This is a genomic window from Bacillus cereus group sp. MYBK5-2, from assembly GCF_051915685.1.
Taxonomy (GTDB): Bacteria; Bacillota; Bacilli; order Bacillales; family Bacillaceae_G; genus Bacillus_A; species Bacillus_A cereus.
This window is the reverse complement of record NZ_JBQAFE010000001.1, coordinates 921,653-944,044: the sequence shown is the minus strand read 5'-3', so window position 1 is coordinate 944,044 and position 22,392 is coordinate 921,653. Positions and strand designations below refer to the sequence as shown.

Sequence of the window (22,392 nt, the reverse complement as noted above, 5' to 3'; positions counted from 1 at the left end):
CATTTCACCCCTATTTCGGTTTCTCTGCTGTTATTATAAACAAAAAGAATGAACCTGCTCAGTGCAGAAATTCATTCTTTTCACATGAGAATATTCACTTTTTTCATATGAGATGGTTCATCTTCATCCCATTCTCTTATATCGGAAACAACATTGTCACTGAAAAACCACTTGTTCCATCTACAATAATTTTTCCGTTTACTGATGCTGTTCGCTCCTCCATCCCCATAATACCGAGACCTTTCTTAACAAAAGCTGCGCCTTTCCCGTTATCCTTCACTTGCACCTTAACCATCTTGTTAAGCACATGAATATCTATAGAAATAACTGTCGCATCAGCATATTTCATTGCATTTGTTAGTGCTTCTGTAACATTCTCACCGATAATTTTCCACTGAATGGGAGAAATCATATCTAAGTTCCCTTTGTATACAAAAGGAATATTCACATCATTCTTACCGGCAAATTCCTCTATGAATAATTTCATACGATGAATACCAATTTGCTCAGTTGGTGGCTTCATATTTTTTAATGTAATGCGAATACTTTCAATTCCATCTTTTGAAATGTGAATTGCATTTTGTAATAACTCCGCAGATTTTTCTTTATCTATTTCCATTAATCTTTTTGCTGCTTCCATTTGAATAAGTGCACCCGTCATCGAGTGACCAATTTTATCATGAATTTCTTGCGATAACCGATTTCTCTCTTCTAGCTTAAATGTGTATTCAGATTGTCTTATGTACTCTTTATTTTCATGTAAGCTTTTCGTAAGTCGTTGCATATCTTTTCGCATCTTATCATTTTGTGATTCAAGCTTTACTACACGCGATATATATCGATCTGCCATAGTTAAAATGAGAAAAGAAAATGCAACAATTAATCCATAAGTCATTCGAATACTTTCATCTGCAATCGTAATTGGGAGCATCATAACGACAAAGCGTGGCCAATTCTTTTCTATGTAATGGAATGTAATTTCGTATAAGTTCAAAGGTAAAAACAAAATAAAAAATGGATGAACCCTCCATGTAAATAACATAACTATGCCAATGGACATACAGATTAATATTTTTTTATACATATCTTTTTTAAATATAGAAATCATTACGTTTACAGAGAGGTAAATAAGTAATGTAAATATAACCCATGGTAAATTTGCTACATTTGCGTAAATATAACTAAACACAATATATAAAAAGACAATTAATTTACTTACAGTTAACCAAAACTCCATATCATTAATCTACTTTCCCTGTTAAGCAATAAATCGCAATTTGTGTGCGATGTTCAAGTCCAGTTTTCCCTAAAACTGACGTAATATAATTTGCAATTGTTCCCTCAGATATAAAAAGCTGTTTCGAAATTTCTTTATTTGAGAAACCTTTTGCAATTAATGCGATAATACTAAGCTCCCTTTCTGTGAAAAGGCTCTTATCAATTTTACATTCTTCCTCTTTACTTTCCATTAAATTAGACTTAATTTTATCGAGGACAACATCTTGCATAACAGTTTGACCGTTATATACTCCTTTTATCGCATCACGAATACGCTCCGGATCGTTATTTTTTAATAAATAACCTTTCGCTCCGTTTTTTACTGCATCCAAAATATACTCATCATCATCAAACGTCGTTAAAATAAGCGGTTTTGTTTTCGTCTCTTCACAAATGAACTTCGTCGCCTCTACACCGTTCATATTTGGCATACGAACATCTAAAAGAGCAATATCAACTTCATGCTTTTTACAATATGCTACAGCTTCTTCCCCATCATTTACAGTATCTACCACTTCGAACTCTTCGTATGTATTTAAAATAATTTTCATGCCTTCTCTAATAAAAGAGTTATCATCCGCTATTAATATTTTAATTTTCATGTTTGTTAGTATGGCCCTTCCCCTACTAACATTCACATCCTTTCTTCCCGTAACATTTCCTACTTGCTCATTATATACTTCTCTTTACCATTTTTTCACACCTTTTTTCATCTAGCTCTCCTGCAAAAAATATATTATTCTTTTTTTACAATATGTGTAGGGTGACTTATCATTCTTTACGTCTATATAATAGAATGCGTCAAAAAGGAGGGAGAGACCGATTGAGGAAAAACAATTAATTGAAAAAGCACAGCAAGGAAGCGAGCATGCTTTTCGTATCCTTGTACAAACATATCGTCATTATATTTTTCAAGTTATCTTTTCTATTTTAAGACATGAAGAAGATGCGAAAGATGTTACACAAGAAGTATTCGTAAAAATTCACACCTCTCTCCCAAATTATCAATTTCGCGGATTAAAAACGTGGATGGCACGTATTGCCACCAATCACGCTATTGATTATAAGAGAAAGAAAGCTAGAGAAAACGAAGAACTCTCCTTATGTAAAGAAACAGAGGAAAATATAAAATCCTCTCATAACATTGAAGCTTTACTATTGACGAAAGAGCAAAAATTACTCATTGCTCAAAAACTGAGAGAACTTCCCGAAAATTACCGTGACGTCGTTCTCGCACATTACTTAGAAGAAAAAAGTTATCAAGAAATTGCTTTACAGGAAAACATCGAAGTAAAAACAGTCGAAATGAAACTGTATCGGGCACGAAAATGGATTAAAAAACATTGGAAGGAGGAAGAGTTTCTATGATGCATTATTCAAAAGAAGATTGGCGCAATTATACATTAGATTTTATAGAAAGCAATGAACGTGAATCTATGGAAGAACATCTTTATGAATGTGATGATTGTTTAGCACTTTATATGGAAAGTATTGATGAACAACATGAAAACCTTCCAATGATAAATGATGATTCATTTACGAACGAAGTTATGACGCAAATTAATTTTGAAACACTACAGTCTAATAAAAATATAAAAACAAACTCACTAAAGCGCACAATCATTCACTACATAATTGCGACTGCGGCTACAATTATTTTTATGGTAAGTGGTTTATTCCAATATATTTTTACAGCGACATCAAATTTCGAGAAATCTTCAAAACATAACGAGTCTTCTATTTCACAACAAATTGTAAACAAATCGGTAGACACATCCAAAAAGAACGGAGGTTCAAAGCATGAATAAAAATCCCTTTTTAGCACTTGTATTAGGGCTAATTCCTGGGCTTGGACATTTATACTTAAAAAAGCTAGGACGGTTTATTTTATATAGCGGAGGATCTTTATTTCTATTCTCCTTTGCAGTATTTTGTACAATAGTAGTAAGAGAACGTGATATTGCTTTTCTTTCTCTATTTTTACTAGCCGTTCTATGGGCAATTAACTTACTAGATTTAGTTATCACCATTATAAAACAAACGAAAAAACAAGAAGCTGGAGAATTGATAAATTCCTCTAAAGAGAGCGAACGATTTTATATCATTCTCCTATCTATCATCCCTGGACTTGGCCATTTCCAATTAGGACTTATGCAACGCGGTCTTACGTTTTTAGTCGCTTGCGCTGGCTTAGGCAGCATGATTATATTTGTGACTTTATTAACATCTCAAGGAAGTTTCCTTATCTTCCTTATTACGTTACCTGTTTTATGGATTTATAATTTCTTTGACGTTGTTCAGCAACTACAGAAAAAAGAACGCGACGAGCAATTAATTGACCGTACTATTTTCGAAGATTTTGAAGAACATCAAGAGCAGGGAAAGAAAAGTAAAACATTTGCTTCTATTTTAGCGATGTTCCCTGGAGCAGGTCATATGTATTTAGGCTTACAACGCCGTGGTCTTCAGCTTATGGCAGCCTTCTTACTATCTATTTATTTACTCGACTTATTAAGACTTTCTGCATTTTTGTTTTTAGTACCAATCATTTGGTTCTATAGCTTTTTTGATGCGTTACAGCAAACAGCAAAATACGGAAAAGAACGAGTTCAAGACGAACCCATTATCGATTATTTTATAAATCATCAAAGATGGATCGGTATCGGATTAATTACACTCGGTGGTTATTATTTATTAAATCAAACAGTCCTTCCTATTTTGAATGATTATTTTGCAACTATATTTAATATTCATCTTAGTGAACTATATTATCGCTATTTCCAAACATCTATCGTTGCGCTCCTTTTAATTGGCGGCGGCTTTAAATTGTTACTTGGAAATAAAGAAAACAAAGGTGGGACAAGCGAATGAGGACTTGGCGTGTTGGAACATTCTCAATGGGGCTTTCTATTATATCGTTAGGATGCTTTTTACTATTTTCAGTCGTAAAAGGAATTCAAGTATTAGATACACTAACTGCATGGTGGCCAGTTTTACTTATCATACTTGGAGCCGAAGTTTTACTATATCTTCTATTTTCTAAGAAGGAACAATCATTTATTAAATATGATATTTTTAGTATTTTCTTTATCGGCGTTTTAGGAAGCGTCGGAATTGCTTTTTACTGTTTATTATCAACTGGATTACTAGAAGAAGTTCGTCACTCTATTAACACAACGAGGCAAACGAGTAATATTCCAGACGGACAATTTGATATACCTGAATCTATCAAAAAAATCGTAGTAGATGCAGGACATCAACCTCTAACGATAGAGGGAAATAATACAAATCAAATTCATCTTTTGGGAACTTATGAAATGACAACGAAAGCAAATGAAAAACTCAATTTAAAACGAGATGATTTCCTTTCAGTTCAAACGGCTGGAGAAACGATGTATATCACTTTAAAATCATTACCTGTTCAGCATACGTTATTTAATTCAGCACCACAGGTGAAACCAACGCTTGTTCTTCCGCAAAATAAAAATGTGGAAATCCGTGCTTCAAATAACGAACTATCTCTTTATCCAGGTCAATTACAAAATAATTGGTTTGTACAGGAAAGCTCAAGAGTGTCTGTCCATCTTGCAAAAGAAAGTGATATATCTTTAACAGCAGTAACGAATCAAAAAGAAACACATGGAAGTACACCTTGGGAACAAGTAGAAGATTTAACGAAAAACGAAAATACTTCTTCAGAAGAACATCCAGAATTAAACAACCAAGAACATTGGTATAAAAATTCGATTAAAACTGGAAATGGGACGTACAAGTTAAATATTGAGAAAGCTTATAATTTGAATATGAGTGTTCTCGAAAAATAAAAAACCTTCCGCAATTGCGGAAGGTTTTTCTCATATAATCGCTTTAATTCCTTCTAACACTAATCCAATCATAAATCCGCAAACAGCCCCGTTTACTCGGATCCACTGTAAATCTTTACCGACGTTATTTTCAATCATTTCGATTAACGTCTTATCATCTAACTTATCAAGGTTTTCTTGTACAAGCTTACCAATTTTCGAATGGTTCTTCTCAACAAGACTTACAACTTGTTTTTGTAACCAATCTTCTATTTTTTGAACTGTCTGTTCATCTTCTTTTATTTTATTCATTTGTTTTTGTAAAAATGGAATAACATATTTATCAGCAAATTCTTCATTATTTACAAAAGCAACTGCTCTTTGCTGTACTTGCTCTAGCATCTCTTTTATTTTGTCAGTAGCATTCCAATTGGCAATCCATTTTTCTTTCCAATTTTCTAATTCTTGTAGTAACGCTTCATTTTCTTTTACATTTATAATTTCTTGACGAATTTTCGCTAATATAAGTTGTCTCGTGCTATTATCTGCATCTTGTAAGCTGTTAATATTGCTAATAATAAACTTCTGCAAAATGCCGCCAATTTTATCTTCATCTACAATATTCATAAACGATTTCAATGTAAACTGTAAGAATCCATCTACTTTTATATTTTCCATCGCCTTCATACCTAAACTTCCAAGCTGGTAGCGTGCTTCATCTTGCGCTGTCCAATCTTTCACTTTTACTAAAATGTAATCAAGTGTCTTCTCATCATATTCTTGCACAACTAATTGATCAACAAGCACTTGTAAGATGTTACTTGTATTAATTGTATGTAAATACGTCTTTAATTCTTTTTCAATAATAACCGCTAATTTTTCTGTATCGATTGAAACAATCGCCTTCTCAGCAATCGTTACAATGCCTTTTTTCACAGCATCAGACTGTATTTCTCTCTCTGCAATTTGTAGCACCATTTGTGCTAGCTGCATTTCTTTTACTTTATTCGTAATACTTTCTTTCGTTAGCCACTCATTTTCTAACGTATTGATGAGCCCTTTCGTTACTCGTTTACGGTTTTTAGGTAACAAAGCTGTATGCGGAATTGGAATTCCCATCGGGTGACGGAATAATGCTGTAACTGCGAACCAATCTGCAAGCCCGCCAACTAACCCAGCTTCAAATCCCCCTTGTATAATCTCTCCAGCTATCGTTCCTTGAAAAGGGATAGAAGCCGCAAAGCCTATACCCATAACCCCAAGCGAAATACCCGCTATATATTTAGTCTGTAATGACATCGTATACACATCCTCTTATTATGTAAAATAAAGCTTTTTGTTATATTTATTCAATATTAGTTATCCTTTATATATACTATAAAGAACTATTGTGAAAATAACAAAGATTTTTATGTACATGAAAAAATGAGGCTACAACTAGCCTCATTTTTCTTATACCGTTAATTCCAAACCTTTCCTATAATATTCATTCATTACATCTTTTGGAACCATACTTCCACCCGTTCCCCACACAATATGAGTACCTTTTTTCACCTTCTCTGTTAACTGTTGCTTTTGTAAATACTCATCTTCTTTACATACTTTCACTGGCCCTATCATACCTGCTAGTGCAGAAGGCTCTAAATAAATATTCTCCGTATCAGCTAGTTCTTTTAACAATCTATATAACTCTTCATCGCTTACTGTGTAATTCCCACTCAAAAATGGTTCCATCGTTTTCCCGACAAATCCAGATGGCCTTCCTACCGCAAGTCCATCCGCATCCGTTACATTATCAATTCCGATATCTTGAACGGCAATTTTGTCATGAAGGCCTGTCATTAAGCCGAGTAACATACATGGAGAGTGCGTAGGCTCTGCAAAGAAACAATGAACATTATCCTTATACAATAACTTTAAACCGAATGCTACTCCACCCGGTCCTCCTCCTACTCCGCACGGAAGGTAAACAAATAAAGGATGATCTTTATCTACTACAACCTCTAACTCTTCTAATTGCTTTTGTAATCGTGATGCAGCTACTGCGTATCCTAAAAATAAATCATGTGAGTTTTCATCGTCTACAAAATAACAGCTAGGATCCGCATCCGCTTGTCTTCTTCCTTCTTCTACTGCTTTACTATAATCATCTTCATATTCAATAACGTTTACACCTTTACTTCTTAATAAATCTTTTTTCCATTGTTTCGCATCTGCTGACATATGAACCGTTACGTTAAAACCTAGTTTCGCACTCATAATCCCAATGCTTAGCCCTAAATTTCCTGTTGAACCGACCGCAATTGAATATTTGGCAAAAAACTCTCTACATGTATCACTATCTAAAATGGAATAATCATCTTCTTCTGTTAACATACCATGCTGCAAAGCTAATTGTTCAGCATATTTTAGCACTTCATAAATGCCACCCCTAGCTTTAATTGATCCTGATATTGGAAGATGACTATCACATTTTAATAATAATTCTCCTGAAATAGGTTGCTTGTAATTTGTCTCTAAAGCTTCTTTCATAGAAGATATTTTCACTAAAGGTGATTCGATTATGCCGTTCGTCCCTTTCGTTTCAGGAAAAACTTTCGCAATATATGGTGCAAAACGCTTTAATCTCTCTTCCGCATCTTTTACATTCTCTTCATTAAGTGGTGAATCTTTTATTGCCCTTTCATACTTTTCTATGTGTGGGTTTATCCAAAATACTTCTTCTGTTGCAATAAGTTTATTCACTAATGGGTATTCTGCTTGTAATGCCCCTATTTCTTTCATTTTGTTTCCTCCTTATATCCTTGTAGCTCACCATATAATAAATTATAATTAAATTAATTTTAATATAGTTTAACACAAATCGTTCACTTTAGTTAATTTTAATTTAATTTATTTAAATATAATTTAATAATCCTTAAGGAGATTTTCATTATGGAAAATATAGATATTGGTAAAAAAATTGAAAAACAAAGAAAAGAAAAAGGTTTAACTAGTAAAGAACTAGCAAAGATGGCCAATATTACACCATCTATGTTAAGTCAAATTGAACGTGGGTCCGCTAACCCTTCTATTCAAACATTAAAAGTGCTTGCTAAAGCTCTTGATGTGCCAACATTTAGCTTTTTACTTGAAGATACAAATACAGACGATTTAATTGTACGTTCCCATAAACGAAAGAAAATGATTATCGATAATTTATCATATGAAATGCTTTCACCTGATTTCACTGGAAATTTAGCAACAGCAATTATGACCGTCCCGCCTAATACAGCTTCATCAGAAAATGTGCTAGAACATAAAGGAGAAGAATTAGCATTTGTCTTAGAAGGGAAAATCACATTATATTTAAATGAGGAAGAATACGTATTAGAAACTGGTGACAGTGTAAAAATACCTGCTTATTTAAAGCATAAATGGGTGAATCATTTTGAGAAAAATGCGGTAGTCTTATTTTCTGTTACTCCGCCGATTTTTTAATATATGTAATAAAAAAATAGCCATGTACGGGGAATATCCGTTAATGGCTATTTTTTATTTTTTAGGCACCAACAAAATCCCTAAACTAATAATACAAAAGCTCATTATTTGCTGTGCTGATAGACCAAACAGAACCGAATTTTGTTCACTAACAAGCGAAATAATAATATGAGCAAACCCCTCAACAATTAGAAAAATACTTATATTCCTTCCATTTCCGAGCCTTTCATTTTTCATCCATAACAAGCCCATTATACAAAGAGCAAGGATGATCTCGTATACGAAAATAGGGTGATATAATAGTTTAGATTCATATATTTTCATTCCCCATGGTAGTGTCGTTTGTGCACCTACTTCATGATGAAATAGAAAATAAAAGATAATGCTCACACACAATCCAAAAGGCAGTACATCAAGTAAAATACGAAGCGAAAATTCTTCCTTTTTACTTTTCCAAACAATGTATACACTAGCAATTACGCATCCTACTACAATATGTTGCATACTTCCAACAGCTAATATTGCTTGCACTGGCGATCCAAAAGCCCATACAGGATTTAAAATTGCTGGTGCAAACTTCCATACAAATACGATGATAAGAAACGCATTTGTTACGGCATCCATCATTTTTTCATATGATACATTTTGATGCCTCATCTTTCGTTTCATCAACATAAATCCAAATAGACTTCCAATTATAAGAGATACGGGTTGTAATCTCACGATCCACTCCATCATCACGAAATCCCCTTTTAGCTCTCAATCAATTTCTTAAATTTCTTTTCTAATTGATCTGGTGGCAATACACCTCGTACATGATCTACTATAATTCCATCCTTATTAACAAAAAATGTCGTCGGTAAAGAGAATACTTTATAATCTAGTCCAGCTACTCCGTCCATATCTAGTAGAACCGGAAACTCAAATCCATAGCGATTAGCAAATGCGCTTGCTTCTTGTACTGGGTCACTAACAGTTGCATTCACCGCAAAAATTTCAACATCCTTTTTATATTTATCATACATATGAACTAAGTCAGGTGCCTCCATTTCACACGGCCCACACCATGATGCCCAAAAATTAATAATATATGGTTTTCCCTTGGCATCATTTAACGACTGCAACTTTCCGTCTAATCCTTTTAATGTGATGCCAGGTGCTTTAAAACCTACTTGTGGTAATACTTCTTTCTCTTGTAACTCTGCTTGCTTTGCTTTTCTTTCCTTTTCTTCTTTCTTTGAATTATAAAAGTTAACCCCCGCCCAAGCGAGAGCACCTACTAGTATAATAGCAATTAGTTTCTTCACTTTTCTTCCTCCTCATTTTTAAAAACCTGTAAATCCACCGAATAGACGAATAAAGAATGCTGTAATTTTCGTCATTTGATTTGTATACAATAAAATACCTGTTACAATCATCATTCCACCGCCAATTTTCATCATGACATTGGCATATGTAACAATCCATTTTACCTTCCCAATAAAGAATGCCATCACGAAAAATGGAACCGCAAACCCAAGAGTATACGCTGTAATATAAAGAAGCGCCCCTTCAGGATTCGTCGCGCCAAGCATGAGTACAGCTGAAAATATCGGTCCAACACATGGCGTCCAACCTGCTGCATATGTCATACCGACTAAAATCGAGCGAATATATCCAGTCGATTTACTTCTATACTGCACCTTTTTCTCTGCCATAAGCCACTTAGGCTGAAACAAGCCCGTCATAAATAGCCCCATTAAAACAATAAAAATCCCACCAATTTGTTGAATCAATTTTTGGTTAGATGAAAATGTTATTCCAATCCAACTTACCGATAAACCTAACGCGTAAAATATAACCGAAAATCCGATCATAAAAAATACTGTATGTATAATCGCTGATTTTTGCATAATCCCACGATTTTCTTTTAAATCTTGAATAGACACACCTGTAATATAAGATAAATAAGATGGATATAGCGGTAAAGAGCACGGTGATATAAATGACAATACTCCCGCCCCAGCCACAAGCCAAATTGTTAAATCTGCTGCATTCATTTTATTCCCCCTAAAACACTACAATGAGTAGTGTTTATTCTTAAAAAAAGAGGCTATATGCACTCTCCGACAATAAGTACAACCGACATACAGAATAAACCTACTGTTACATATACCGAATTCGTATGTAACGGAATAGTAAGCTTAACAACCTTTTCATTTAACACTTGCTCGATTCGTAAATTTATTGCTGTTTTTGCAAATGAAGCTGTAACACATCGATTTTCCATTGTCTTTATTTTAATTAATTTTAATAACGCGCTACCTAACTCAAATGAAGATTCCATTTTTTGCATCGCATATTTATCAGCAGCTAGCTCCTGATACGTATGATATCGCTGTAACAACCCTTTTAATATCGGTATGTACATCATTCCTTCTGCTAATAGCGTAAAACAAAATAATTTTAGCGGATCCCAATTCTTTTGATGATATTCTTCATGGAAAATAATCGCATCAATTTCTTCATTTGAAAATGTTTGAAGCAACCCTTCTGACATGACAACTTTCGGACGAAATAGCCCAATTGTAAATGCCGCAACTTCCGTAGTCGGCAATATATATATTTGTTTTCTTTTTCGGACGAAAGGGATAAGTACTTTTTGTAATTTTTTACTATAGAAAAATTGTCGCCAAATTCTTTTGCACACGATTAATACAGTAAGTAATAATAATCCAGCGATTATAATACGAATCAGCGATAATTCTTTCATATGTTTTTCTAACTGGAACAAGCAAAAATTTGAAAGAAGGAACATCTTATTTTGAAACAGAAATGGATATGTAACGTAATACACTAACATACTGAAAAAGAGGGTACTAACAATTACTGCTAACAATACGATTTTACGCATTTGCCATTTCATTTCATTAATCCTCTCTTTTTAACTGACTCAATTTGTCTTCTAACTTTTTTATTAAAGTCGGATCAGCCTGCTCTAACTCATCTAACATATGATTTACAACTAACTCTCCAAATTCCCCCATCAATTCCTGTGTCATTTTCTTCGTTTGATTGGATAAGAATTCTTCTTTTGTTTGTACAGCACGATATATACCACTTCTTTTCACAGTCTGTTTTTCTAAGTGTAATTTCTCTACTAACCTGTTCATAACTGTCATAACAGTGTTAAAATTCACAGGTGATTCTTCACTTAATTTCTGCTGCACTTCTTTAATAGTAATACCATCGCTAGACCAAACAATCTCCATAATTTTCGCTTCAAGCGGTCCAAAGAAATGATTTAACCCGTGCTCATTTAACTTATAGTTTTGAGTAAACATTGTACAACTCCTTTCACACTACGAATTGTAGTATAAATTAAATGAAAGGTCAAACGTAAATGATATATATGAAAATTAACTACCCATAAATACATAGGCTATTCCATTCATTTTAAACCTAATTTTTCTCCAAATGTATCAAAAAGATACTGCTCTAATATTTGTACACTAAACTTCTCATTACGTCCAAGTGCAAATAATTCCCGATCTTTCGCTACGATAGTATCTAACGGAATAGCTACATTATCCACTATTTTTGTAATTTCAATTATATTACTTTTTACATTTACTTCTGTTTTAAATTCAACGTTTTCTAACACTATATGTGAACGTCTTCCTGATGCAAAAAAAGTAAAATTAGGATTTTTAACAACGCCAATTTCAGTCTCTAACGCATATAAATAGTGAAAAATTACATCTCTGTGTCCATCTTTTATTATTTTTTCATCCTTCTCATCGTCTAAGTATTCTTTCAGCTTCGTTGTAAATTCAAATCGAAAATCCACTTTTTTCACGCTCCTTCTTTGTATTTCATATTAAATAAATATATTGAAATAATTTTAACATATTGTAATACAACTTCCTATTAAAAGTAAAAACTGTTTTAAAAAATCGCTATTATTTCCGATACCCTTTTAAAATATAAGTATAAATTCAATATGAATCAATGCGTCATTATATCTATTTAAACATATTTTTTCCATATTTTGAAACATTAGTATGAAATATTATATATCAATGTATGGTTTCTAATGCATTGGTATATATAGTCAGTAGTTTCTTTACTATTCCGATATACTTAAGCTACATTTTCTAATTATTGATTACATTACGGAAGGAATGTAACTCTCTTCTATCGAATTTTTATATAACAAAAATAATTAGGTGGTGCTTTACTATGAAATTAGCTGTCATTGGTGGCGGTGATTTACAAGATTCAAATCACTTGCCTATTAATGAACGCCTTATAGAATTAACAAATAAACAGTACCCAAAAATATTGTTTATTCCAACGGCTAGTCATGATGATGAAAGCTATATAAAATTATTTTTAGACACGTTTGAAAAACAATTACATTGTGAAGTACAAATTTTACGCATTACAACAGATTCACCTTCTAAGTATGAAATAGACGAGATGATTCATTCAGCTGATTTAATTTATCTAGGTGGCGGGAACTATATTCACATGCTTACGCAATGGAAAGAACATAGACTCGATGAAAAATTATTATTGGCTCTGCAACAAGGAACACTTATTGCTGGTTATAGCGCTGGTGCTATGTGTTGGTTCACGTCTAGTATCCGATCAGATTATGAGGGTTCTGGTTATATAGAGAGTAACGGTTGGGGAATTGTTAATAAAAGATTCTGTCCACATTATAATCAATTAAACAGAATGAACGCCTTCCATTCCTTTTTACAAAATCATCAAGGGAATATAGAAGGAATTGCACTGGAGGATAATTGCGCTTTATATATTACAGAGGAATCCTTTGAGATTATCGGTGAATCGGAAAAAGCATGGGAGTTTTATATGAGTGATAAAACATTCATTAGACAACATTTTGATATAACTTTAAAAAGCTATTTGTAAACCTGCACTTACGAAAAAATGTCCCTAAGTCTAATAACTTAGGGACATTTTTCTATTTAACTAACTAATCGTGTAATTCGTTTCTTTTGCCATGAAAGCTTATAATATGCATACTGCAATAGTAAGCTGACAATAAATGCTGCTGGATACCCGATCCAAATGCCTTCTATTCCAAGACTTGTATGGTAAGAAAGATAATATGCTACGGGTACTTCTACAAGCCAAATTGAAACAACTCCAATAACAGTTGGCCAAAGTACTGTACCGCTCGCTCGCATTGTCGCACTAATAATTTGTGCATGACCGAAAATTAAATAACTCCATAACGTAATCATAACTAAGCTATGAGCAATTTCAATTGTAGTTTGACTCGTTAAAAATAGTGATAAAATGTCTCTTGAGAATAAGTAAATAAGAGATATTAACACACCACCGATGACGTAGTTCATAATAATTCCGGCCTTCACAACTTTTTGCAATCTATCAAATTGATTCGCACCAATCGATTGTGCCGCAAAAATAGAAACTGTAATACCAAGGCTAACTGCTGGCATTTGTACATAACTTGCAACTTGATTCACAACGCCGTAAGCAGCTGTTGCATCCGAACCGTAACGATTTACAAATGCGATTACGGCAATTTCAGATAATGAAACTAATATCATATTAATACTCGCTGGAATACCGAGCCTTAGTAATAGCTTTAATAACTCCCCATCCATTCGAAGGTATTTTCTAACCGTTCCATCTAGTTGTAATGGGTGATTTTTCTTCTTTAAATACACAAGCATGACAATAAACGTAATAACTGTAGATATAACAGAGGCATAGGCTGCTCCATACACATCTAATTTCGGAGCCCCTAACCATCCAAAAATAAGAACTGGTAATAAAATCATATTTAGCCCTGTACTTACAATTAAAAAGTAAAATGGCGTTTTAGAATCTCCTGTACCTCTCATAAATGTTGTATATGCGAAATATAAAAATAATACTGGCATCGATATAAATAAAATCCGTGCATAATGTACACTTATTTCAATGATATTTTCTGGCGTTCCCATTAGACGCATAATATCCATCGCAAAAATACTGCCTATTATCGCCAACACAACTCCAATAATAAAGGTAAATGTCAGCGTCGTACCAACGATAGCTTTTAAACGATCTTCGTTTTTAGCACCAAACGCCTGACCAATTAAAATAGAGCTTCCTGAACCTATACCAATTACAAATGAAACGAGCAAGAAAAATAATGGGAAGAATGCTGATATAGCCGCTAAATCATTAACTCCAAGCCATCTTCCTACTACTACCATACCAAATAATTGTCCAACCGATTGTAGTACATTACTTAATAATAACGGTACTAAAAACATCGACATCGATTTCCAAATCGGTTTACTCTCACTTTCCAACTTATGTGACTCCGCACCTTCTTTATTGTTATCTGCAGGTGGTTTCAAATGTCATTTCTCCTTTTATTAAAAATCTATTTTCAATCTCTATCTCTTTGTATAGTTGTTATAATACTGTGCTTCTATTCATTTTCTTTTCGTATGATTATAACTTCACCCAATATTGACTTCCATCGGCTGTTCGATCTAAAAATCCATATTCGATTAAATATCTTCTTAAAGTTACAAAATCAGGGTATACATTTTCTATCACTGTATTTACTTCTTTTTCAGTATACTTTTTATTACTATCAAACTTCTTCACTAAATGGCGCAATATAATTAATTTACGCTTTTGTTTCTTCGGAAATTTAGAGAGAGGTCCATCCAATCCTTCTGGAAAATGAGCTTTTAATACTTCATTATTTTCTTCTTCCGTAATATTGTATCGATCATCCACCATCGTTGCTGTTCTATGAATTGGCACAAATTTCGTTTGTACTTTTGATTTTTCTTCTGATAATTCCATTAGCGCTAAAAATACTTTTGCTTGCTTCATTTTCTCTCGCAGTGTAAATCGATGATTACGAATTGTTGATGTACTCCCGCCATCCAACTCTTTTACAATTTCTTTATCATTCAGTCCCGTATAGAAAAACTGAACCATTTTCTTTTGTAAATCCGTTAATCCAGTAAATTTCTTATCCATATTTAGCAAATAATCAAACATAGACGTATGCTCATTTTGAATATGCAATTGGACGAACTTCTCTGCTTCATACAAAACTTGATTATCTTGATAAATAACACCTTTAATAAATGTTTCACCACAAGCTAAGCAAATGTACCCCTCTTTTTCTTCATCAAACACATACCCTTTCTTTAATTCCTCTATTGACGCATCCCAAAACTTCTCTGAAATATCGCTCATACTAAACACTCCTTCAAAATGTTTATTTAAAAACCAAACAAATCACTATATCGTTTATTATCACTTCATCATCTTATCACAACACAAACAAACATTTCAACGTTTCGTTTGCCCATTTTATAAACTTTTATAAAAACATCTATCGAAAGGATTTAATACAACGAAAAGCGAATATGTTTATACAAATTCATTTTATAGGATGTAAAATAGAACATGAATATTCTTCAAGACCTATGGTTTACCGTTAAGTAAATTGCACAGAATACATATGCGATTAGTGAATATGAAACCGGTATTCACTCATTCCAAAACTTCAGTATTCAATTTTAACTACAAAAAAGATGTTTCCGTATAAGAAACACCTTTTACTTTTTATCCCGCTATTTACCGGGCAGTAAGCCTCCCACTGATTAACGTTTCACTTTATATATTCTATTTACAGTCTCTACTAAAACCTTACTTGCTTGTACAAATGTATGCTTTCGATTTCTATCTTCAACAAATTTATTAGCACAACTACTCATAATCATCATACAACTAATTATGACTAACGCTATCTTTCTATTCTTGTAAGTCACTTTATGCCACTCCACTATTACAAAACTTCTTTTGAATTTATCCCATCAAGAAATTTTACATGAATAATAAAATGTATGAATATGCAATTCTGCATATTCACACGTTTTATCACAATGTTATGATTTAATTTAGTTAAAGGACAAGTATACTGAGGTGACTAACTTGAAGTTTAAAGCGAAAAAAAATCCATTCCACGTCATTTTCATTACATTATTTATAATTATTTTTTTCATTTCGCTATTCTTCCAAAATGAAAATTCTATTTTTTTCACCCTCATGATGCTATTAAACATCGTGAATCTTTCTTCATTCTATTTCTCTCACTACAACATAACGGAATCATCTCTTGTTGTAAAACACGGTTTCATTTTTCATACTGAAATTCCATTTGAAGATATTCGTCACGTTAAATACTCTGGTAAAAAACTTCATTCAAAAAAATGGACTAGACAACAATTAGAAATCCATTACAATTTATTTGACTCAGTGACCACTTTCGTACCACTAGAAGAAGAAAAATTCATTTCACTCTTAAAAGAGAACTGCCCACAGATGAAAGTAATGAATACGCCTGCTAACAAATAATATATTTTGAAGCTTGTAGTATTGCAAGTAAATGAAACATAAAAATGAACATCAAAAAAGCCAAGGTTCTATACTAAGAACCTTGGCTTTCTCTATTACTCTTTTGGAGCAATCATTTTCTTTGGATCTACAATTTCATCAAATTGCTCTTCTGTTAGTAGCCCAGATTGCAATGCTGCTTCTTTTAAAGTTAACCCTTCTTTATGAGCATGCTTCGCAATTTTCGCTGCATTTTCATATCCGATATGTGGGTTTAGCGCTGTTACAAGCATTAGTGAACGATTCACATTTTCATTAATTACTTCTTCATCTGCTTCAATACCAACTGCACAATTGTCATTAAACGAAACAATTGCATCCGCTAATAAGTGAGCTGATTGTAAGAAGTTATAAGCAATAACAGGTTTAAATACATTTAACTCAAAGTTACCTTGGCTCGCAGCAAATCCGATTGTTGCATCATTCCCCATCACTTGCGCTACAACCATCGTTAATGCTTCACTTTGCGTTGGATTTACTTTCCCTGGCATAATAGAGCTTCCCGGTTCATTTGCTGGAATAATAATTTCTCCAAGACCACTACGTGGACCACTTGCAAGCCAACGTACATCGTTAGCGATTTTCATTAAATCCGCAGCTAATGCTTTTAATGCACCGTGAGTATATACAACTTCATCATGGCTCGTTAATGCATGGAACTTATTTGGTGCAGAAACAAATTGTTTACCTGTAAATTGACTAATTTCCTCTGATACCATCTCACCAAATTTAGGATGAGCATTGATACCTGTTCCAACCGCAGTTCCACCAATTGCTAACTCTTTCATATATGTATTACTCTCTGCAATCATACGCTCTGTTTTTTCAAGCATACGGTGCCATCCGCTAATTTCTTGCCCTAAAGTTAACGGCGTTGCATCTTGTAAATGTGTACGACCAATTTTTATAATATGTTCAAATGCAGTTACTTTTTCTGCTAAAGTTTCTTTTAATTTCGTAATTGCTGGTAATACGTGATTTTCTACTGCGATTACACAAGCTACATGAAGCGCCGTTGGAAATGTATCATTTGAACTTTGTGACATGTTCACATCATCATTCGGATGAATATGTACGTCAGATCCCTTCTCTTTCAAAATTTGATTCCCACGATTTGCAATTACTTCATTCACATTCATGTTTGACTGTGTACCACTACCTGTTTGCCATACGACAAGCGGAAAATGTTCATTCCATTTCCCTGCAATCACTTCATCCGCAGCTTCTACAATTGCTTCTGCTTTTTCTTCTGATAGCTTTCCTAATTTTTGATTGCTAAGCGCTGCACTCTTCTTTAAAATTGCAAATGCTTTTACAATTTCAAGTGGCATTTGCTCTGTTCCAATTGGAAAGTTTTCTTTACTACGTTGTGTTTGTGCTGCCCATAATTTATCAGCTGGAACTTTTATTTCTCCTAATGTATCTCTTTCAATTCTGTACTCCATGTTTTCATCCCCTTGAAAATATAATACCTACATCTCTTATAATAACAGACTTTCTCTTAAATGATAAGAATTCTCACTCTTATATATAGATATTCTATATTTATTTTAAAAAATTCCTCTTGACCTAAACTTAAGTTTAGGCTGTATCCTTTCCATTGTAACCTACTATAACACTACTGGAGGAATTCAATATGAAAAAATATGCTTTTATAACAGGTGCAAATAAAGGAATTGGATATGAACTTGTTCGTCAATTAGCAGAAAAAGATTATCACGTATTTTTAGGTGCTCGTAATGAACAACTTGGACAACAAGCCGTAGAATCTTTAAATGTTTCAAACGTTTCCTATATTCAAGTAGATATTTCAAATTCACAATCCATTCAAGAAGCAATAAAGAAAATTTACGAAATGACTGACCACTTACATTTATTAATTAATAACGCAGGCATAGCGCTAGACTTCAATACGCTACCTAGTGAATTAAATATTGAAACTTTACGCCAAGGATTTGAAGTTAATTTTTTTGGAACTTTCCAAATGATGCAAGCCTTTTTGCCATTATTAAAGAATTCAAGCAACAGTAAAATAATAAATGTAACAACTGACATGGCCTCACTAACAATGTTTGCTAATGGTGAAACACATCCAATTAATACACTAGGATATAATTCTTCCAAAACAGCTATTAATGCTTTAACATTAGCTTTTAGTAAAGAATTTTCCACTAACGGTCCCGAAGTATTTGGGGTAACTCCTGGTTTTACAACTACGGATCTTAATGGAAATTCCCCCGGTGGCCATACAACCACTGAAAGTGCTAAAATTATTATTAAATATGCATTAAGTGAAACAAACTATAATGGTAAAATACTTAACAAAGATGGCATTATACCTTGGTAATAAAAGGATGAATGATATGTATTATACAATTGGGCAAGTCGCCAAAATGCAACATTTAACTATTTCTCAAATACGTTATTACGATAAACAAGGACTGTTTCCTTTTCTGCAAAGAAACGAAAAAGGAGATCGAGTTTTTGATGAAGAAGCACTGAAATATTTAGAAATGATTTTGTGTTTAAAAAACACCAGTATGCCAATTCAAAAAATAAAACAATTTATCGACTGGTCTATGGAAGGAGAATCTACCATCCTTCAAAGGTTAGAATTAATGAAACAACAGGAGACCAATGTCTTACAGCTCATGCAAGACACTGAAAAAAACTTAAAAAAGATACAACAAAAAATTGCTAAATATGAGAATGAAATAACTTCAGCAAATGCTATTAAAAAATAAAAAAATCACCTTCTACATATTGTAGAAGGTGATTTTTATTTTATGATGCTTGCTTTCCTTTATCTGCATCATCTACATACCAGATGAATTTGCCTGTATATCCGTAAATAACTGCTAAAATTAACGATACGAAGCTTAACCACATAAACGGAACGTATGAGAACGTTGCTACACCTAAAATACCAGCCATAAAAATACCATTATCAGACCATGGAACCATACCTGAAGTTAACGTTCCACCTACTTCTGAGTTACGCGCTAATACACGACGGTCTATTTTTAATTTATCATAGCTATCTTCCATAATTTTTGGTGTTAAAATTAGTGATACATACATCGCACAACCAAATATATTAGCTAAGAATGCCACGATTAATGTAGACAATGTTACATTACCTGCAGAATTTAATTTCTTCTCAAATTTTGATACGATTACTTTTAAAACACCTAGTTTTTCAAGTAATCCACCAAATCCTAAACCGAAAATAATAACGGCTACTGAGCCAAGCATGCCGTTAATTCCACCACGGTTTAATAACTTGTCAACAAACTCAACACCAGATTGAATTGAGAATCCGTTATAAGCTGTTCCAATCGCCTCTCCAAAGTTCATCCCTTGGAAAAGAGTTGCCCAAATTGCACCAATTAAAGCTCCCATTGCAATTGTTGGCATAGACGGTTTCTTCATCGCTAATAGAACGATAACAATAACCGCCGGAACAAGCATCCATATTTTAATATCAAATTGCTTTAATAAAGCTTCTTTTAAAAATTCTACTCGATTCAAATCTACATTATCGCCGCCATACATCCAACCAGCTACAGTAAACATAATACTAGTAATAATATAAGCCGGAACATCTAATACGAGCATAGCTCGAACGTGAGCAATAACATCTACTTTCGCCATAGAAGCTGCAAGAACTGTGCTATCAGAAAGTGGTGATAATTTGTCGCCGAAATAAGCTCCTGAAAGAACTGCACCAGCAACAAGCGGAAGTGGTAAACCAAGTCCTTCACCAATCGCCATCATAGCAATACCTGCTGTTCCCACTGTTCCCCAAGACGTTCCTGTTGCGATAGAAGTTATAGAACAAATAATTAATGTTGCTAATAGGAATATGCTAGGGTGAATAAATTCTAATCCATAATAGATTAATGTTGGTACTACCCCACCAGCAATCCATGTTCCAATTAAAGCACCTACTGCAACTAAAATCAGTATCGCTTCTAATCCGTTAGAAATCCCTTTCGTAATTGCATCTTGCAATTCTTGATAACGAAATCCTAATCTTAATCCAAGCGCAATTACTAAAAACCATGAAATAAATAGCGCTAATTGAATTGGGAGATCAAAAATCGTTTGGAAGGAAAAGACAACAGCAAGAAATAGTAATAAAAGAACTATGATTTCTAGCATCGATGGTAATCTTACACTTTTCATTTTTTTCTCTCCTTACAAGTCGATAACATGACGTATGTCGTCTTACATGTATGTAATATACAATTAGCGAAGACAAAACAAAATTTTCATATTATTTCGATTTATTTTTCCAGTATAATATATTCACAACCCTTTCTATTGTAAAAGTAGATTACGTTTTTCGCAATGAAAAATATAAAAAATGTTGTATTTTTATTTATCCCGATATTTTCGGCCAATAAGACCTCCACCTTAAAATTCAGTAAGTGCAAAGCACTTGGGTAAGAAATTAACTACTGTAAAATTCCGAATCGATATGAACATATTAAAGCTTCACTTTATTTACAAGGTACAATCCCATACTAACTTTTTTAATATTTGTTGCAACAAAACTTTTTACAACTATCTTCACTTTTTAATTAACACCATTATTTTCCACATAAAGATAGGGCACACATCCTTAAAATGATGTATGCCCTATCTTTATTTATACATATTTTGTATTTCTTCTTTATTTTTAATTATTTCCTCAAACTTATCACTACAACCCTTCGGAAATAACACTCCCAGTCCATATGAATGCGCAAATTGAAAATGAGGGCACTTCGCTTTTACCTCATCCCAAAACTTATACACGCCGAAATCACCACTTCTAACTTCAATATCATGAAATAATACAATACCGTTTTTCGCGACTTTCGGTAGCCATGTATTATAATCGTGAGAAACAGCTTCATACGTATGATAGCCATCAATATGCAACAGATTTATCGTTTCATCTTGAAACCGGTCTACAGCATCATCAAAAGTAGATCGAATTAAATTTCCTATATTAAGGTAGTTATCGCTCACTACTTTTTCTACTATTTGAAAAACCCCTTCTCCATATGGACCTGTATGCCCATCTCCAGCCCAAGTATCTACTGCAAAGCATTTAGTCGATAACCCTCCATCTTTTACTCCTTGACAAAAACTGAAGAAAGAAGCACCTAGATGTGTACCTAACTCAACTAAAGTTTCTGGTTTTTCAAATCGTACTAAGTCATATGCAAAATCTAAATGTCCACTCCACGCAGATTGTGACCGAATAATAGGACTAAATGTTTCAAATTCAAATGATGGTTTATGAGTAACCCAGTTCATCGCATAACTCCTTCTGCACATATTTTTAACAAACCAAATTACTCTTATCTTTATTTTTTTATCGCCTTGA

The 22,392-nt window shown here is 33.3% G+C and carries 25 protein-coding genes; 9 read left to right on the top strand and 16 right to left on the bottom strand.

All coding sequences use genetic code 11. From position 1 onward, the window contains the following. Nucleotides 1–136: 136 nt before the first annotated feature. Together ACTFP3_RS05160 and ACTFP3_RS05155 are read right to left on the bottom strand one after the other, a co-directional pair. A complete protein-coding gene (locus ACTFP3_RS05160) occupies nucleotides 137–1,237 on the bottom strand; it encodes a sensor histidine kinase (RefSeq protein WP_440009502.1) in 1,101 nt (366 codons plus the stop codon). A gap of 4 nt (nucleotides 1,238–1,241) precedes the next feature. After that, nucleotides 1,242–1,880 (bottom strand): response regulator, encoded by a 639-nt coding sequence (locus tag ACTFP3_RS05155; protein ID WP_440009499.1) that lies wholly within the window; start codon nucleotides 1,878–1,880, stop codon nucleotides 1,242–1,244. A gap of 220 nt (nucleotides 1,881–2,100) precedes the next feature. Here ACTFP3_RS05155 and ACTFP3_RS05150 point away from each other — a divergent pair, with 220 nt between their 5' ends. Genes ACTFP3_RS05150 through exsE form a run of 4 tightly spaced genes read left to right on the top strand, consistent with a single transcriptional unit; the run spans nucleotide 2,101 to nucleotide 5,102 of the window. Next, a complete protein-coding gene (locus ACTFP3_RS05150) occupies nucleotides 2,101–2,646 on the top strand; it encodes an RNA polymerase sigma factor (RefSeq protein WP_306292138.1) in 546 nt (181 codons plus the stop codon). Further along, nucleotides 2,643–3,086 (top strand): hypothetical protein, encoded by a 444-nt coding sequence (locus tag ACTFP3_RS05145; protein WP_000972345.1) that lies wholly within the window; start codon nucleotides 2,643–2,645, stop codon nucleotides 3,084–3,086. The genes ACTFP3_RS05150 and ACTFP3_RS05145 overlap by 4 nt, the downstream gene beginning before the upstream one ends. Next, complete coding sequence (locus ACTFP3_RS05140; RefSeq protein ID WP_001039112.1) at nucleotides 3,079–4,149, top strand: hypothetical protein; 1,071 nt, start codon at nucleotides 3,079–3,081, stop codon at nucleotides 4,147–4,149. The genes ACTFP3_RS05145 and ACTFP3_RS05140 overlap by 8 nt, the downstream gene beginning before the upstream one ends. After that, entirely contained in the window at nucleotides 4,146–5,102 is a 957-nt protein-coding gene (gene exsE / locus ACTFP3_RS05135; RefSeq protein WP_001261426.1) for an exosporium protein ExsE, read from the top strand. The genes ACTFP3_RS05140 and exsE overlap by 4 nt, the downstream gene beginning before the upstream one ends. Before the next feature lie 30 nt (nucleotides 5,103–5,132). On the opposite strand, the gene ACTFP3_RS05130 is transcribed toward exsE, so the two are convergent. Both ACTFP3_RS05130 and ACTFP3_RS05125 read right to left on the bottom strand, forming a co-directional pair. Further along, a complete protein-coding gene (locus ACTFP3_RS05130) occupies nucleotides 5,133–6,380 on the bottom strand; it encodes a DUF445 domain-containing protein (RefSeq protein WP_000058284.1) in 1,248 nt (415 codons plus the stop codon). 153 nt (nucleotides 6,381–6,533) lie between these two features. Next, nucleotides 6,534–7,865 carry a D-serine ammonia-lyase gene (locus ACTFP3_RS05125; RefSeq protein ID WP_440009495.1) on the bottom strand — a complete coding sequence of 444 codons (1,332 nt, stop codon included), beginning with the start codon at nucleotides 7,863–7,865 and terminating at the stop codon, nucleotides 6,534–6,536. Between the two features lie 150 nt (nucleotides 7,866–8,015). On the opposite strand from ACTFP3_RS05125, the gene ACTFP3_RS05120 reads away from it, so the two are divergent. Further along, a complete protein-coding gene (locus ACTFP3_RS05120) occupies nucleotides 8,016–8,561 on the top strand; it encodes a helix-turn-helix domain-containing protein (RefSeq protein ID WP_000427653.1) in 546 nt (181 codons plus the stop codon). Between the two features lie 54 nt (nucleotides 8,562–8,615). On the opposite strand, the gene ACTFP3_RS05115 is transcribed toward ACTFP3_RS05120, so the two are convergent. From ACTFP3_RS05115 to ACTFP3_RS05090, 6 genes are all read right to left on the bottom strand, one after another. After that, nucleotides 8,616–9,296, bottom strand: coding sequence for a prolipoprotein diacylglyceryl transferase family protein (locus ACTFP3_RS05115; protein WP_025689552.1), 681 nt, complete (start codon nucleotides 9,294–9,296; stop codon nucleotides 8,616–8,618). A gap of 17 nt (nucleotides 9,297–9,313) precedes the next feature. After that, the gene (locus ACTFP3_RS05110; RefSeq protein WP_000733174.1) at nucleotides 9,314–9,868 is read right to left on the bottom strand and encodes a TlpA family protein disulfide reductase; all 555 of its coding nucleotides are present in this window, start codon (nucleotides 9,866–9,868) and stop codon (nucleotides 9,314–9,316) included. 18 nt (nucleotides 9,869–9,886) lie between these two features. After that, a complete protein-coding gene (gene ccdA / locus ACTFP3_RS05105; RefSeq protein ID WP_000990443.1) occupies nucleotides 9,887–10,600 on the bottom strand; it encodes a cytochrome c-type biogenesis protein CcdA in 714 nt (237 codons plus the stop codon). A 53-nt stretch (nucleotides 10,601–10,653) separates the two neighbouring features. Beyond that, nucleotides 10,654–11,466: a M56 family metallopeptidase gene (locus ACTFP3_RS05100; protein WP_000871958.1), complete on the bottom strand. Its 813-nt coding sequence runs from the start codon at nucleotides 11,464–11,466 to the stop codon at nucleotides 10,654–10,656. Nucleotides 11,467–11,470: 4 nt separating this feature from the next. Then, nucleotides 11,471–11,884, bottom strand: a complete 414-nt coding sequence (locus ACTFP3_RS05095; protein WP_326036104.1) for a BlaI/MecI/CopY family transcriptional regulator — start codon at nucleotides 11,882–11,884, stop codon at nucleotides 11,471–11,473. A 107-nt stretch (nucleotides 11,885–11,991) separates the two neighbouring features. Further along, a complete protein-coding gene (locus ACTFP3_RS05090) occupies nucleotides 11,992–12,390 on the bottom strand; it encodes a DUF3942 family protein (protein WP_000347525.1) in 399 nt (132 codons plus the stop codon). A gap of 392 nt (nucleotides 12,391–12,782) precedes the next feature. Here ACTFP3_RS05090 and ACTFP3_RS05085 point away from each other — a divergent pair, with 392 nt between their 5' ends. Further along, on the top strand, nucleotides 12,783–13,481 hold the full coding sequence (locus ACTFP3_RS05085; protein ID WP_440009490.1) for a peptidase E: 699 nt from the start codon (nucleotides 12,783–12,785) through the stop codon (nucleotides 13,479–13,481). Between the two features lie 56 nt (nucleotides 13,482–13,537). On the opposite strand, the gene ACTFP3_RS05080 is transcribed toward ACTFP3_RS05085, so the two are convergent. The 3 genes from ACTFP3_RS05080 to ACTFP3_RS05070 all read right to left on the bottom strand — a co-directional run bounded on the left by ACTFP3_RS05080 (nucleotide 13,538) and on the right by ACTFP3_RS05070 (nucleotide 16,387). Next, nucleotides 13,538–14,947, bottom strand: a complete 1,410-nt coding sequence (locus ACTFP3_RS05080) for an MATE family efflux transporter (protein ID WP_000804129.1) — start codon at nucleotides 14,945–14,947, stop codon at nucleotides 13,538–13,540. A gap of 97 nt (nucleotides 14,948–15,044) precedes the next feature. After that, on the bottom strand, nucleotides 15,045–15,809 hold the full coding sequence (locus ACTFP3_RS05075) for a DUF2087 domain-containing protein (protein WP_001280279.1): 765 nt from the start codon (nucleotides 15,807–15,809) through the stop codon (nucleotides 15,045–15,047). Nucleotides 15,810–16,219: 410 nt separating this feature from the next. Continuing rightward, nucleotides 16,220–16,387 carry a hypothetical protein gene (locus ACTFP3_RS05070; RefSeq protein ID WP_000221433.1) on the bottom strand — a complete coding sequence of 56 codons (168 nt, stop codon included), beginning with the start codon at nucleotides 16,385–16,387 and terminating at the stop codon, nucleotides 16,220–16,222. Between the two features lie 163 nt (nucleotides 16,388–16,550). Between ACTFP3_RS05070 and ACTFP3_RS05065 the strand changes: the two genes are divergently transcribed. Continuing rightward, the gene (locus ACTFP3_RS05065) at nucleotides 16,551–16,973 is read left to right on the top strand and encodes a PH domain-containing protein (protein ID WP_000669066.1); all 423 of its coding nucleotides are present in this window, start codon (nucleotides 16,551–16,553) and stop codon (nucleotides 16,971–16,973) included. Between the two features lie 95 nt (nucleotides 16,974–17,068). Here the strand turns inward: ACTFP3_RS05065 and fumC are convergent, their stop codons facing one another. Beyond that, on the bottom strand, nucleotides 17,069–18,457 hold the full coding sequence (fumC, locus tag ACTFP3_RS05060; protein ID WP_000456608.1) for a class II fumarate hydratase: 1,389 nt from the start codon (nucleotides 18,455–18,457) through the stop codon (nucleotides 17,069–17,071). Between the two features lie 191 nt (nucleotides 18,458–18,648). Here fumC and ACTFP3_RS05055 point away from each other — a divergent pair, with 191 nt between their 5' ends. Both ACTFP3_RS05055 and ACTFP3_RS05050 read left to right on the top strand, forming a co-directional pair. After that, nucleotides 18,649–19,359, top strand: a complete 711-nt coding sequence (locus ACTFP3_RS05055) for an SDR family NAD(P)-dependent oxidoreductase (RefSeq protein ID WP_000759545.1) — start codon at nucleotides 18,649–18,651, stop codon at nucleotides 19,357–19,359. A 16-nt stretch (nucleotides 19,360–19,375) separates the two neighbouring features. After that, nucleotides 19,376–19,756, top strand: a complete 381-nt coding sequence (locus ACTFP3_RS05050; RefSeq protein ID WP_012593198.1) for a MerR family transcriptional regulator — start codon at nucleotides 19,376–19,378, stop codon at nucleotides 19,754–19,756. A gap of 40 nt (nucleotides 19,757–19,796) precedes the next feature. On the opposite strand, the gene nhaC is transcribed toward ACTFP3_RS05050, so the two are convergent. Together nhaC and ACTFP3_RS05040 are read right to left on the bottom strand one after the other, a co-directional pair. Then, the gene (nhaC, locus tag ACTFP3_RS05045) at nucleotides 19,797–21,200 is read right to left on the bottom strand and encodes a Na+/H+ antiporter NhaC (RefSeq protein ID WP_000843992.1); all 1,404 of its coding nucleotides are present in this window, start codon (nucleotides 21,198–21,200) and stop codon (nucleotides 19,797–19,799) included. 462 nt (nucleotides 21,201–21,662) lie between these two features. Next, nucleotides 21,663–22,322, bottom strand: a complete 660-nt coding sequence (locus ACTFP3_RS05040) for a class I SAM-dependent methyltransferase (RefSeq protein WP_046392564.1) — start codon at nucleotides 22,320–22,322, stop codon at nucleotides 21,663–21,665. Nucleotides 22,323–22,392: the final 70 nt, after the last annotated feature.